The following is a 14,293-nucleotide window of genomic DNA, read 5'->3' on the forward strand; positions in this document are numbered from 1 at the left end:
GCTGGATATACTTGTTTTCCGGGCTGTTATTGGGTGCCGAAAGCTCTAATACCTTGCCGCCAGGTAGTGTGAGGATGGCCTGCTTCACGGCCGGGCTCCCGAATACATAAGCGCCGTTGGCCGGGTTAACCGGGTAGAAGCCCAGGGTAGAGAAAATATACCAGGACGACATCTGCCCGACATCTTCGTTTCCGATGATGCCGTCGGGTTTATCGGTATACATGTTCTGCACAATGAAGCGCACCTTTTCTGCTGTTTTCCAGGGCTGCCCCACATATGGATACAGGTAAGTGATGTGGTGGCTGGGTTCGTTGCCATGCGCATACTGCCCGATCAGGCCGGTGATGTCGTTGGAGGCTTCTTCCCCCATATGACCTTCTGCCACAAACAGGGAGTCCAGCTTGTGAGCAAAGGCTTCTTCGCCGCCCATCAGAGCAACCAGCCCTTCCACATCCTGTGGCACCAGCCAGGTATACTGCCAGGAATTGCCTTCGGCGTAATCATCTTTGCGGTGCTCGGACTTGAACGGGTCGAAGGGCGTGCGCCACGCGTTCTGCGAGATGCGGCCGCGCATAAAGCGGGTCTGCTTGTCGAAATACTGCTCGTAGTAGCGGCCACGCTTGCTGAAGTATTCGTAGTCCGCCTGCTTGCCCATTTTTTTGGCTACCTGCGCAATGCTCCAGTCAGCGATGGCGTACTCCAGGCCTTTGGCTACACTTTCCACTTCTTCGTCGGCAGGTATAAACCCTTGTTTTTTCACCCAGGTGAGACCGAACTCGTTGCCCATGGCGGTGGCTTTCATGGCCTCGTAGGCAAGTTCATGGTCAAAGCCGTCAAAGCCCTTCAGGATGGCGTCGGCTACCACCGGCACGCTGCCGTAGCCCACCATGGTGTTGGTTTCGTTACCCATCAGGTGCCACACCGGTAGCTTGCCCTGCTGCTGGTAAATTGCCAGCATGGAACTGATCATGTCATTCACGCGCCCGGCCTGCAGGAGGGTATAGAGCGGGTGTGCCGCGCGGTAAGTGTCCCAGAGCGAAAAGGTGGTCAAGTTGGTAAAGTCCGCCTTCTGGTATACTTTTTTATCCGTGCCGCGGTAGTCGCCGTTGTGGTCGTTGAAAATGGAGGGCGCAATCAAGGTATGGTACAGGGCGGTATAGAAGGTGCGCATCTGGGCTGAGTCGAGGGCCGTAATGCGTACTTTCTGCAGTTCGCGGTTCCAGGCACTATCGGCCTCGGCTACCACTTTCTCAAAATTCCAGTGTGGCACTTCTGCCCGGATGTTGGCCAGTGCATTTTCGGAGCTTACCGGCGAGATACCAACTTTCAGTTTTACCTGCTCGCCTTCTTTGGTTTTGAACCGCGCGATTCCTTTGATGCGGGTGCCTTTAGCGGCCGGTGTTGGCGAAGTAGCCGCTGTGTCGTATACCTGGAAGCTCTCGAACTTCTCGATCGGTTTGGAGAACACGGCTGTGAAGTAGACGCGCTGGTCGTTGGCCCAGCCTTTGGAGAAGCGGTAGCCTGCCAGGGTGCTGTCGTTTACCTGCTCAATAAAGGTTTCGGTCGGCATGTCCCAACCAATGCCTTCTTTCAGGTCGATGATGATGGCGGCTTCGTCAGACTTTGGGAAAGTATACTTATGGAAGCCTACGCGCTCGGTGGCCGTCAGTTCTGCTGCGATGTTGTAGCGCTTCAGCTTCACGGCGTAATAGCCTGCTTTTGCGGTTTCGTCTTCGTGCGAGAAAAGCGAGTAATACCCGCTCTTCGGATCTTTTATACTTCCTTTCACCAGTTGCACCTGCCCTGTTACAGGCATCACCGAGATATCGCCCAGGTCACCGATGCCGGTGCCGCTCAGGTGCGTGTGCGCAAAGCCCACGATGGTGGAGTCGGAATAATGGTAGCCCGAGCACCAGTCCCAGCCCTGCGACATATTGGTTGGCCCGAGCTGTACGGCGCCGAAGGGCACATTGGCGCCCATGAACACGTGGCCGTGGTAGCTGGTGCCGATGTAAGGGTCTACAAATCTGGTAAGCGGGGCAGTATCAGGGTTGCTATCAGGCAGGCTGCTATTCGTGCAGGATACAGAAACGCACGCCAGCAGCAGACAGGCAGCTTTGAACTTGGACAGGAATTTAAGGGTCATATTTTCTATAGATGTGCTTTGGCGAAAGTTGCTAAGATAGCGTTTTCCGGTGATTGGATAAATTGTCTGTCTACCCGGTCTGTTGCTACGGGACACAGCTAAACATAAAAAGCAGGCCCCATACCTTTCGATGGGGCCTGCTTTCCTTTTACAGACAGAATGATGCCCTTACTTTACGATGATCTCGTCAGTAAACAGCCAGGCTTTCCCTTTGTCCTTTTCAGAACCAGGGCGTGGGTTTTTGGCAGTTATTTTGATATAACGCGCTTTCTTGTTAGGCACTTCTGCTGTCAGTGTTTCCTTGAACACGCCCGGTTTGTCCGTCAGCTCGGTCACCACTTTCACCGTCTTATACTTCTTACCATTTTTGGAGATGGCAAATTCTACCTGCTCGGGCAGATGGATGCCGTCATTTTTGGTTTGCAGGTAGGAACTGGTGATGCTGTTGATGCGCTGCTTCTCTTTCAGGTCGATCACCGCTTCCACGTCCGTGCCCAGGAACCCCAGCCACTGTCCGTTGGTGAAGCTGTTGGTGGCCTGCTGTCCGTCTACCAGTGTCAGGGGACCGGCAGCGGTATAGCTGCGGTGCGGCGCATGCTTCAACTCGACCGAATGGGCAAAGGCTTTGTGTACATCCAGCTTGCGGGTGCTCACTTTGCCCATTGGCTTTCCTTCTTCAAAGGAGGCCGCTTTGATCTCCGCTGAATTGGTCAACTGGAAGGGGGCCGTATAAGCCTGGGCTGCAGGAGTGGGCTCGCTGCCATCCAGGGTATAGAAGATATTTGAACCTAAGGCATCCGTAGCCAGGCTGACTGTTGCTGTGCTTTTGGCCGGGTCTACTGCTATCTGCTGCTTTACGTTAAAGGTACTTTTGGCATAGTTTATACCCAAGGCATCATACCGCTTGTACTGCTGTTGCATGCGGTTCTGGAAACTCTTCCAATCTTTCAGTTTGGCAGGTGTCCACAGCACTTCCGACAAGGCAGAAATGCGCGGGAAGACCATATATTCCACATGATCTGTAGTCGGGATATACTCGGTCCAGACATTGGCCTGGGCGCCCAGAATGTACTTCTTTTCTTCTGCGGATAACACAGATGGGGTAGGCTCAAAAGAGTATACCTTCTCCAGCGTGGTCAGGCCGCCGATGGCAGTCGGCTCCAGGCTCGGCTCGCCCTGGTAATGGTCGAAGTATACGTGCGAGCCCGGCGTCATCACTACATAATGGTGTTGCTTGGCAGCCGCAATGCCGCCTTCGGTACCGCGCCACGACATCACGTAGGCGTTCGGTGCCAGGCCGCCTTCGAGTATTTCATCCCAGCCAATGATAGTGCGGCCTTTGGCATTAAGGAATTTCTCCATGCGCTGGATAAAATAGCTCTGCAGTTCGTGCTCATCCTTCAGCCCTTCGTCGGCAATACGCTTCTGGCATTTCGGGCATTTTTCCCAGCGGGTCTTCGGAGATTCGTCGCCTCCGATGTGCACGATCTTGCTCGGGAACAAAGCCAGCACTTCAGTCATCACATCCTCCAGAAATTTAAAGGTCTGTTCGTTGCCGGCGCAGAATACATCGTCAAACACGCCCCATTTTTTCTCTACCTGGAACGGGCCGCCGGTGCAGGAAAGCTCCGGATAAGCCGTGAGTGCCGCTACGGCGTGCCCCGGCATTTCGATCTCGGGCACCACATTGATGTAACGCTCCTGCGCATATTTCACCACGTCTTTGATCTGTTCCTGGGTATAGAAGCCACCGTACCGCTCGTTGGTGAACTGGTGTGGCTGGTTGCTGTAGTGGCCGATGAGTGTGCCGTCGCGCCAGGCGCCTACCTCCGTCAGTTTAGGGTATTTCTTGATCTCAATGCGCCATCCCTGGTCTTCCGTGAGGTGCCAGTGAAAGGTGTTCATCTTGTGCATGGCCAGGTAGTCGATGTACTCCTTCACGAACTCCACCGGCTGAAAATGACGACCTGCATCCAGGTGCATGCCGCGCCACTGGTAACGAGGCTTGTCCACTACCTCCAGCGCAGGTATAGAGACCGGAGCAGTAGTAGGCTGTGGCGGCAGCAGTTGACGGATCGTTTGCGTGCCCAGGAAAATGCCATGCGGTTCTTTGGCAGCCAGCACCACCTGCGTGGGCTGCACATTCAGGGTATAGCCCTCAGCCCCCAGTGTGTCCACCGGAGTTGAAAGGGTCAGGTAGATGTGTTGGCTGCTGTTTTTGTCGGGCGCTTTCTGAATCACGGCCGGCTGCACGCCCGTCATCTTCTGTATGTGCTTTGCCAGGTATTCCCCGATGTTGCGGAGCTCAACATTTTTAGGATCCACAAAGATCCGGGTTTCTTTCCCAATGGCAAAGCTGCCACTTTGTTGGACCAGCTTAACCGGTTGCGGAATGATCGAGATGGTCTGCTGCTGTGCTGTTTTCTGTTGCCCCTGGGCCACTGCCATCGGAGCTGCCATACCGGCCAGGGCACATGCTGTAACAAAATGTACGATCTTTTTCCTGAAGCTTAGATTCATATTAAAATGTATTTGTGCTTTATAGATGTATTATATTTTAGGCGATACTAGTTCAGTTTCTTTCAGTTAAGCTGTCGTTCTCTTCCCGGTTCTGCCGGCGTGCCAAGCATCCGGTTTTCCTGCCGCTATACGCTGGCACACTTGCCAACCAATGAAGCTGTGCATTATAGGTATAGCCCAGGCCTTGCCCCCAGTAAATGAACTGCTAAGCAGGCATAAGTTAGTGAAAAAACAGCTTGCACGTTTCCCTAACCTGCCTACCTAGGACTACCTATGTTAAGACATACGTTTGTGTTGAAAATATTTTAAAATTCATTTATACACAATGTTGGAATAGTATTATCCCGGATGAACCAGTTTTTGAGATCAAAAGGTGAATGTTCTCCCGGCAAGTCATAAAAAGACCTATCCTTCAGTCACCTTATTCTGCTCCCCGCCTACTACTGGAGAACAAGTTTGGCGAGGCCGCATGTGCAGGAGGTAGACGCATGGCTACTTATGGAGGAATTCTTTCTGATAAAGCAACGGGCTCCGGCCGGAGATTTTTTTAAAGCATTTGTAGAAACTGGTTAAGTTGTTGAAGCCGCTTTCATAACAGATTTGCTTCATGTCCAGTCTGTTCTCCATGATGAGTTTACAGGCCTGGCCTACCCTGATCTCGATCAGAAACTGGGAGTAGGTTTTCCTGGTTTTTGATTTAAAATAACGGCAAAAGGAGTTATGACTCAGGTATGCGACTGCTGCAATCTCCTGAAGCTCTATTTTATTCCGGAAGTTAGCCAGGGAGTATTCGTATATCCTGTTGATGCGTTCCTCTTCCGCTTTTTCGAGTTTCATCTGAAAGCCCAGCGAGGAGAGCACCCGGGTCTGGTTGCTTCTGGAAATAAGATCCAGTATCTCCAGAAGGAGAATGATCCTTCTGGCGCCTTCCGCCTGAAGGCTTTCATCCAGCAAGCGGCTTACTATTTGGCGTGTCTTGCCCGTTATCTGCATCCCCAGCTTCGCTTGCTCCAGCGTTGCTTTGATAAGTTTGTTCTCTGGCAAGTTGATAAACGTCTCTCCCCAGAAGTTTTCACCAAAGTGCGCCACGCACACATCTGCCTTTGCTGCCGGGTTTTCGCCGAAATAGGCATCATCAAAACGCCAGTAATGCGATAGGTTTGAGCCAATGAGCAGGAGGTCTCCGGAGGAAAAGCGCTGGATGTTGTCTCCTACAAACTGCAAACCTTCTCCCTGCTTAATGTGGATCAGCTCCAGTTCCGGGTGGTAGTGCCACCTGTTATTGATGAAGGGCACCTTGTCCTGCCGGGTGCTGAAGGATTGCGTTGGAACAGTAGAAATCTTGATCAGGTGTGGCTTCATGGTGCTGAAAGAATCAGGGAACAGCATAAATGCAATGCGTCTGGCTTAATCTAAGCATACCGCTCATACGCCGCTAGTATGCCGCATTGGTTGAAATATAGCAAAAGCTGGGTATAATTATGCCAAAATAGTTTATTAATTGGTTAATCACTTAACTGCTCTGCTAGGTGTAATCTCTTTACTTTGTAGTAGATGCCTGTACCAGCACTGCATTTACCTTGAAAAAGAAAAGGTATGATTGCACCAGGTAGCAGGCCAGAAATACCTGTTTCTGTTTCAACCAAAGTGACTTTGGTGCAATACAGTTAACCGGATCTCATGTTTGAGGTGCTGCTGTGAAGGCCGCCTGATGTACCGGAGAAATCCTGTTCCTGCAAATTCTTAATTCATCAGTTTTTGTCTAACTAACCAAACGTATGGCTACAGCTCCCATGAAAAGCTCCCTATTGAGATCAGGTACTATCTGGCCCTTTATCCTGGTGACAAGCCTGTTTTTTTTGTGGGGCCTGGCCAACAACATGACAGACACTTTGCTGGCTGCCTTCAAACGGATCATGAGCATGTCTGATTTCCAGACCTCCTGGATTCAGATGGCGTTTTACGGGGCCTACTTTTGCTTGGCCCTGCCTGCGGCTATACTGATAAAAAAATATACCTATAAGACAGGTATACTGGTAGGGTTAGGGTTATTTATTCTGGGGGCGCTGCTGTTCTATCCGGCCAGTCTCACGCTGTCCTACGGTTACTTCCTGGTAGCACTCTATGTACTGGCCGGCGGGCTGTCCATACTGGAGACGGCAGCCAATCCGTATATTGTGGCCATGGGGCCAGAGGAATCGGGGACAAGGCGCCTGAACCTTGCCCAGTCTTTTAACCCGATCGGTTCTATATCGGGGGTGCTGCTGAGCAAAGTATTTATCCTGTCGCAACTCAACCAGCTGAATGCGGAGGAGCGGGCTGTGCTGAATGCCGACGAACTGGCGGCTGTGCAGTCTGAGGAACTGACCGCTGTGATGGGCCCTTATGTGGGAGTGGCTCTTTTCCTGGTCCTGCTGTGGGGATTGCTCTATTTTACCAAGATGCCGAAAGCGTCCGACACCGACTCAAAGGTAGAACTGTCTGCTACTTTCGGCAGGCTGGCCAGAACGCCTAATTACGTCTGGGCTGTTGTGGCGCAATTCTTTTATGTAGGAGCACAGATCGGCGTCTGGTCTTTTACGATCCGGTATGTCATGCTGGAGCTGAAGCTGAACGAGAGCGACGCTTCCAACTACTACATGGCTTCACTGGTCCTTTTCATGGTGAGCAGGTTTGTGTTCACTTTTCTGATGAAGTACATTAAACCAAAGTCCCTGCTGTTGGCTACAGCCATTGCTGCCGCGGCACTTACCCTGATCGTGATCTACGGAAGCGGCCTGGCGGGCGTATACGCGCTCATTGGTATATCCGGGTGTATGTCCCTGATGTTCCCCACCATTTACGGGTTAGGTATACGGGGCCTGGGAGACGATACAAAAGTTGGCGGATCTGGCCTGATAATGGCCATACTGGGCGGTGCAATCCTGACTTCCGTTCAGGGCTATGTCTCCGATCTAACGCAGAATATAGGGCTGGCGTTTTATGTGCCGCTGGTATGTTTTCTGGTGGTGGCGCTCTATGCCTTTGTGGCTGAAAGACCGGATATAGTAGCCCACGAAAAAGAAGAGGACGTGCTGGTGAAACAGCCTGTGACAAATGCCCTGTAGTTGTTTCCATTCAAATTAAAAGCACAAGTATGCCCCGACACTGTTTTACGCTCGACCTGAAAGATGATCCAACCCTGATCGCCGAATACGAAGCCTATCACAGGAACGTATGGCCGGAGATTGTCGCCAGTATCCGGTATGCAGGTATAAACCACATGGAGATATACCGGTGGGCCAACCGGCTGTTTATGATCATGGAAGTGAACGATACATTTTGTTTTGTGCGGAAAGCGGCCATGGATACAGCCAACCCCAAAGTGCAGGAGTGGGAAGAACTGATGTGGAAATACCAGCAGGGACTGCCCGGCGTAGCACCCGGTGAAAAGTGGCAGCCGATGAATAAGCTATTTGCTTTATGAGCACGATGATGAAGACGACAAACAGAAAAACATACCTCCGGATCCACCCCAAAGACAATGTGCTGGTGGCACTGCAGGATCAGCAGGCGGGCAACCGTATCTTATTTGATGGACGGGAGCTTATTTTAAAAGATTCCGTGCCCGCCAAGCATAAGTTCACTATAACAGACCTGGCTGCCGGTGCTGAGGTATACATGTATGGCGTGCTGGTCGGTAAAACGACCTGTTTTCTGCCGACAGGGAGCTTGCTCACGACCGAAAATTTAAAACACGCCGCAGAAGGTTTTTCGCAGAAAAGCGCGGCGTATACCTGGCAAGCACCGGATGTGAGCAAATGGACGCAGCGCACGTTCAGGGGCTACCAGCGCGCCGATGGGCAGGTGGGTACCCGTAACTACTGGCTGGTGCTGCCGCTGGTGTTCTGCGAGAACAGGAACATTGAGACGCTGAAGCATGCCTTCCTGAAAGAGCTGGGCTATGCCTCGCCGGATAAATACCAGGCGCAGGTGCGGGAACTTGCCAACCTCTACCGGCAGGGTAAGGATCTGCGGGAGATCGACCTGGCCGAGCCTCCTGTTTATACCGCTCAAAAACGCCTTTTTTCGAACCTCGATGGCATCAAGTTTATCTCGCATGACGGTGGCTGCGGCGGTACCCGCGAAGACTCGGACAACCTGTGCGCGCTGCTGGCCGGTTACTGTGTCAACCCGAATGTAGCCGGCGTGACGGTGCTAAGCCTCGGATGCCAGCATGCGCAGGTCGACATCCTGCAGGAGAAGATCCGGGAACGGGACCAGGCTTTTGCAAAACCACTGCTTGTTTTCGAGCAACAGAAAGCCGCCTCGGAGTCTGCGATGCTGTCGGAGGCCATTCTGCAGACCTTTAAAGGTATGGCTGAGGCCAACCGCTGCGAACGGCAGCCAGCCACGCTGGATAAGCTGGTCATAGGAGTGGAATGCGGTGGTTCAGACGGTTTCTCCGGTATATCGGCTAACCCGGCGGTGGGCTATACAGCAGATCTGGTAGCGGCTCTGGGTGGTAAGATCGTGCTGAGCGAATTTCCGGAGCTGTGCGGCGTAGAGCAGGAGCTCATAAACAGGTGCGCAGATGAAGAAACAGCAGAGCGTTTTGTAAAGCTTATGCGGGATTACGCTGCCCGTGCAGAGGCGGTTGGCTCCGGCTTTGACATGAATCCCTCCCCGGGCAACATCCGAGATGGCCTGATCACAGACGCCATTAAGTCGGCAGGGGCTGCCAAAAAGGGAGGCACCTCCCCGGTGAAGGATGTACTCGGGTATGGCCAGTATGTGCGCAGAAGTGGCCTGACGCTGCTGTGTACGCCGGGTAACGACGTGGAGAGCACAACGGCCATGGCGGGCTCGGGCTGTACGGTGCAGCTGTTCACCACAGGCCTGGGCACCCCAACGGGAAATCCTGTCTCACCGGTCGTTAAAATTTCGAGCAACACCAGCCTGGCCACCCGGTTGCCCGACATGATCGACCTGGATGCCGGCCCCGTGATAAGTGGAGAAAAAACGATCGAGCAACTGGGCGAGGAGATGCTGGAGTACATCATCGGACTGGCCAGCGGAGAATACGATACCCGGGCGATGGAATTGGGGCAGGATGATTTTATTTTCTGGAAACGCGGCGTTTCACTCTAAAGGAAGAGTGAAGAATTGTTAATTGTCAATTGTTTATTTGACTATTGTGGTTGATACATCGCAATTAACATAGCCAGCCTGACCATCTTCATCCCAAAACAAGTAACAACCAACAATCAATAATCAAAATGTTTAAGCTAACAGGAAAGAAAGCGGTTGTGACCGGTGGCGGAAGCGGCATCGGGAAAGCCATCGCACTGGTATTTGCAAAACAGGGTGCTGAGGTGCACGTAGTGGAGCTGCACGAAGAGGCGGCCCACGAAACAGTGGCAGAAATTGAAGCTGCTGGTAGCCGGGCCTTCCTGCACACCTGCGATGTGAGCCGGCAGGACCAGGTGAACAAGGTGTTCGAAGCAGTTGGGGAAGTAGACATCCTGGTCAACAATGCAGGTATAGCGCATGTGGGCAACCTGGAAAATACTTCCGAAGCAGACCTGGACAGAATCTACCAGGTGAACGTGAAGGGCGCTTATAACTGCCTGCAGGCTGCTGTCAGCCGGATGAAGGAAAAAGGGGGTGGTGCCATCCTGAACCTGGCTTCTATCGTTTCCCACGTAGGCATACCGGATCGCTTTGCCTATTCCATGAGCAAAGGGGCTATACATGCCATGACGCTGTCTGTCGCAAAGGATTATCTTGGGGCCAACATTAGGTGCAACAGCGTCTCCCCGGCCCGCGTCCATACCCCTTTTGTGGATGGTTTTATTGCGAAGAACTATCCGGGCAGGGAGGAGGAGATGTTTGAGAAACTTTCCAAAACCCAGCCCATCGGACGAATGGCCAGACCGGAGGAAGTGGCGGCGCTTGCCCTTTTCCTGTGCTCCGACGAAGCAGGTTTCATTACCGGCTGCGACTACCCGATCGACGGTGGCTTTATCAAACTGAACAACTAAAGAAACTATAACCAGAGAGTTACCGGGCAGCGAGTGAATCCTGCTGCTGCGGTATGCTTACCATTTATTAACCTATACCTTACCATGAAACTATTCAGATTCGGAGAGCCGGGGCAGGAGAAAGCAGGCGTGATCATGAACGATGTACTATATGATGTGTCTGCCTTTGGAGAAGATTATAACGAACAGTTCTTTGAGCGCAACGGCCTTGAGCGGCTGGAAGCGTTTGTACAGCAAAACGAGGGGAAACTGCCGCAGGTGCCATCCGACGTGCGGTTCGGTCCGGCGATTGCCCGACCGTCTAAGATCGTCTGCATTGGCCTGAACTATGCCGACCATGCCCGCGAGACAAACGCTGCCATACCGCAGGAACCGATCCTTTTCTTTAAGGCAACTTCGGCGCTTTGCGGGCCCAACGATGACGTGGTGATACCGAAGAACGCAAAAAAGCTGGACTGGGAAGTGGAACTGGCTGTGGTCATTGGCAAAAAAGCCAGCTATGTCCCGGAGTCGGAAGCACTGGATTTTGTGGCGGGCTATACGCTGCACAACGACTACAGCGAGCGTGAGTTTCAGCTGGAGCGAGGCGGACAGTGGGTGAAGGGCAAGAGCAACGACACCTTCGCACCGGTCGGCCCTTTCCTGGCTACGGCCGATGAACTGGGCGACATCGACAACCTGCGCCTGTGGCTGACCGTGAACGGAAAAACCATGCAGGACGGTACCACGGCCAACCTGATCTTCAAGATTCCTTTCCTGGTTTCATACCTGAGTCAGTTCATGACGCTGCTGCCCGGCGATATGATCACGACAGGCACGCCCGCTGGTGTAGGGCTGGGAATGAACCCGCAGATATACCTACAGGAAGGCGATGTGGTGGAGTTAGGTATAGACGGTTTGGGCTCGTCTAAACAAACTGTGAGAGCCTATGCCCCAAATTGACGCGCACCAGCACTTCTGGCAGTATAGCCCGGAACGCGACAGCTGGATAAGCGATGAGATGGCAGTGATCCGAAGGGATTTTCTGCCATCGGATCTGGAACCGCTGTTGCGGCAGCATGACTTTGATGGCTGTGTATTGGTGCAGTCGGCGCAACCTGAAGAAGAGAACCAATTACTGCTGGAGCAGGCACAGGCGCATGATTTTGTAAAAGGAGTAGTTGGCTGGGTGGAGTTGCAGGACGAAAACCTGGATGACCGGCTGGATTATTACAGCCAGTTCCCGAAGATGAAAGGTTTCCGGTATATATTGCAGGGGCAACAGGACAAGGCGCTTATGCTCCGGCCCGACTTTATGCGGGGCATCGGCAAGCTCGCCCGGTATGGCTATACCTATGATATCCTGATATACCCGGACCAGCTTGAATATGCGGAGCGGCTGGTGGCCCAGTTTCCGGACCAGCCTTTCGTGCTCGATCACCTGGCCAAGCCTGATTTCCGAAACCAAGGTATAAGTGACTGGCAGCAAGGTATAAAGGCCCTGGCCGCTCATCAAAATACATACTGCAAGCTATCGGGTATGGTGACAGAGGCAGACTGGGGCAACTGGAAAAAAGAAGACTTTGTCCCTTATCTGGACACTGCGGTGGAGGCCTTCGGAACAGACCGCATCATGTTTGGCTCCGACTGGCCGGTGTGCCTGGTGGCGGCCAGCTATGCCGATATGCTGGGTATTGTGAAGGAGTACTTTTCTTCATTCAGCAAGAGGGAACAGGCGGCTTTTTTTGGAGGGAATGCTGCCAACTTTTACAACCTGACTTAGGACAATGCGATGGATTTAGAATTGAAAGATAAAGTGATCATCGTGACGGGCGGGGCCAAAGGTATAGGAGAGGGAATCGTCAAATTGCTGGCTGCCGAGGGTGCCATTCCTGTTATTGTAGGCAGATCGGGGGAAGATAATCAGAAAACTGTGGCAGAGGTGGAGGCCGCCGGAGGGCAGGCCTTTGCGGTAGTGGCCGAACTGACAGAACCGGCAGCATGCGAAAAAGCCGTGCAGGCGGTACTGCAACAGTATGGCCGCATCGATGGCCTGGTAAATAACGCCGGCGTGAACGATGGGGTAGGCCTGGAAAAGGGCAGCTACGAAGCATTCATGGCTTCGCTTCACAAAAACGTGGTGCATTATTACCTGATGGCGCACCATGCCCTGCCAGCCCTGAAAGCCTCGAAAGGCGCCATTGTGAACATCGGTTCCAAAACAGCCGAGACCGGGCAGGGAGGCACATCCGCCTATGCCGCCGCCAACGGAGCACGCAACGCCCTCACGCGCGAGTGGGCCGTAGAACTGCTGCCTTACAGCATTCGGGTCAATGCCGTGATCGTAGCCGAAGCTTGGACGCCGCTGTATGCCTCCTGGATCAGCACCTTTGAAGAGCCGGAGCGCAAGCTGAAGTCCATCACACAGAAGATACCGCTGGAGCAGCGCATGACCACTACCGCCGAGATCGCGAATACGGTGGCGTTTCTGCTCTCCCCACGATCCAGCCACACCACCGGGCAGCTCGTGCATGTGGATGGGGGCTACGTGCACCTGGACCGGGCGCTGTAGAGGTATAATTTGCAGGCTGTGCTACCGGTCCTTAAGCTCGGTTATTGATCAGCTTCTATGTAGTAGTGCAGGTTTTCTTTCGTAATGATGTCGAGGGGCAGGTACTTGATCGGGTTGTTTTTCTTCTGAAACACCAAGTGGTCCGCCAGACCCTGTATGCCCCAGTAGCCTTGCCCTTTGGGATTCTGGTTGATGAGGAAATCAATCTGGCCGTTGTTGAGAAAGTGGAGATTCTTCTCGATCAGGTCATAGCCAATCAGGCTGACATGGCTGACGTTCTTCTGGTACAGGTATTCGGCGATGATGTTTGACTTGGAGTTGGTGACAAAAATGCCTTTGATGGCAGGTGTCTCCTCAAACAGCTTGTCAAGTTGCTGCGCAAACGTAAATTGGCGACTGTTTTGCAGGTCTATCTGAGCGAGATAGTAGTTTCCGGCCAGGTCATTTCTGGAAAAATAATCTACAAAGCCTTGTTCCTTATGGATCAGGTGAGAGGAGTTCTGAATGTCTTCCCCTATGTGGGCCACTACAAAAGTAGCTTTCTCCCGGCAGCCGTAATGCATGAGCTTGGCCGCCAGCACACCGCTTTGGTAAGAGTCCTGGCCAATGTACATGAGCGGCTCATAGTCCGGTATGTGTGTGTTGAACAGGACAAAAGGTATAGCATCCCGTTTCCACTTGCTAAAATAGGACAGGGATTGGCGGTAAAAGATAGGGGCTACTAGTATGCCATCATACTTAATGGCCGCTACCTTGTCGGCTTCTTTCTGGAAAGAACCCGCACTGAAGGGATCAAAAATATACTGCGTCACCCGTACTCCATACTGCCGCAATTCTGCTTCGGCCTTCTCGATCCCGGCCTGGGGTGCCTGCCAGTACTTGTCTGCTGCCGGGTCAGGTATGAGAGCCGCCAGGTTGTATATCTTGTTGGTAACCAGAGCCCGGGCCAGAATATTGGGGGTGTAATTCAGCTCCTCTGCAATCTTGAGTACCCGCAGGCGCACATCTTCCGCTACTCGCCCCCGGTTGTGGAGTACCCGGTCTACCGTACCT

11 protein-coding genes are annotated in these 14,293 nt (G+C 52.8%); 7 read left to right on the forward strand and 4 right to left on the reverse strand.

Features of this window, described 5'->3' with window-relative positions; translation table 11 throughout:
- From OB13_RS12260 to OB13_RS12270, 3 genes are all read right to left on the reverse strand, one after another.
- The coding region (locus OB13_RS12260) for a GH92 family glycosyl hydrolase (RefSeq protein ID WP_461490457.1) at positions 1-2,146 on the reverse strand (2,146 nt) is incomplete at its 3' end.
- Between the two features lie 168 nt (positions 2,147-2,314).
- Positions 2,315-4,666 carry a glycoside hydrolase family 20 protein gene (locus tag OB13_RS12265; RefSeq protein ID WP_461490458.1) on the reverse strand — a complete coding sequence of 784 codons (2,352 nt, stop codon included), beginning with the start codon at positions 4,664-4,666 and terminating at the stop codon, positions 2,315-2,317.
- A 492-nt stretch (positions 4,667-5,158) separates the two neighbouring features.
- A complete protein-coding gene (locus OB13_RS12270; RefSeq protein WP_461490459.1) occupies positions 5,159-6,055 on the reverse strand; it encodes an AraC family transcriptional regulator in 897 nt (298 codons plus the stop codon).
- Positions 6,056-6,459: 404 nt separating this feature from the next.
- Between OB13_RS12270 and fucP the strand changes: the two genes are divergently transcribed.
- The 7 genes from fucP to OB13_RS12305 all read left to right on the forward strand — a co-directional run bounded on the left by fucP (position 6,460) and on the right by OB13_RS12305 (position 13,240).
- Positions 6,460-7,773: an L-fucose:H+ symporter permease gene (gene fucP / locus OB13_RS12275; protein WP_461490460.1), complete on the forward strand. Its 1,314-nt coding sequence runs from the start codon at positions 6,460-6,462 to the stop codon at positions 7,771-7,773.
- A 29-nt stretch (positions 7,774-7,802) separates the two neighbouring features.
- Positions 7,803-8,132 (forward strand): L-rhamnose mutarotase, encoded by a 330-nt coding sequence (locus OB13_RS12280; protein WP_461490461.1) that lies wholly within the window; start codon positions 7,803-7,805, stop codon positions 8,130-8,132.
- Complete coding sequence (locus OB13_RS12285) at positions 8,129-9,796, forward strand: UxaA family hydrolase (RefSeq protein WP_461490462.1); 1,668 nt, start codon at positions 8,129-8,131, stop codon at positions 9,794-9,796. The genes OB13_RS12280 and OB13_RS12285 overlap by 4 nt, the downstream gene beginning before the upstream one ends.
- A gap of 128 nt (positions 9,797-9,924) precedes the next feature.
- Positions 9,925-10,689 (forward strand): SDR family NAD(P)-dependent oxidoreductase, encoded by a 765-nt coding sequence (locus OB13_RS12290; protein WP_461490463.1) that lies wholly within the window; start codon positions 9,925-9,927, stop codon positions 10,687-10,689.
- An 84-nt stretch (positions 10,690-10,773) separates the two neighbouring features.
- Positions 10,774-11,631 carry a fumarylacetoacetate hydrolase family protein gene (locus OB13_RS12295; protein ID WP_461490464.1) on the forward strand — a complete coding sequence of 286 codons (858 nt, stop codon included), beginning with the start codon at positions 10,774-10,776 and terminating at the stop codon, positions 11,629-11,631.
- On the forward strand, positions 11,618-12,451 hold the full coding sequence (locus OB13_RS12300; protein ID WP_461490465.1) for an amidohydrolase family protein: 834 nt from the start codon (positions 11,618-11,620) through the stop codon (positions 12,449-12,451). The genes OB13_RS12295 and OB13_RS12300 overlap by 14 nt, the downstream gene beginning before the upstream one ends.
- A gap of 9 nt (positions 12,452-12,460) precedes the next feature.
- Positions 12,461-13,240: an L-fucose dehydrogenase gene (locus OB13_RS12305; protein ID WP_461490466.1), complete on the forward strand. Its 780-nt coding sequence runs from the start codon at positions 12,461-12,463 to the stop codon at positions 13,238-13,240.
- Between the two features lie 41 nt (positions 13,241-13,281).
- Here OB13_RS12305 and OB13_RS12310 read toward each other — a convergent pair.
- A partial coding sequence (locus tag OB13_RS12310; RefSeq protein WP_461490467.1) for a substrate-binding domain-containing protein occupies positions 13,282-14,293 on the reverse strand: 1,012 nt, incomplete at its 5' end.

It is taken from the genome of Pontibacter sp. HJ8, assembly GCF_054824225.1.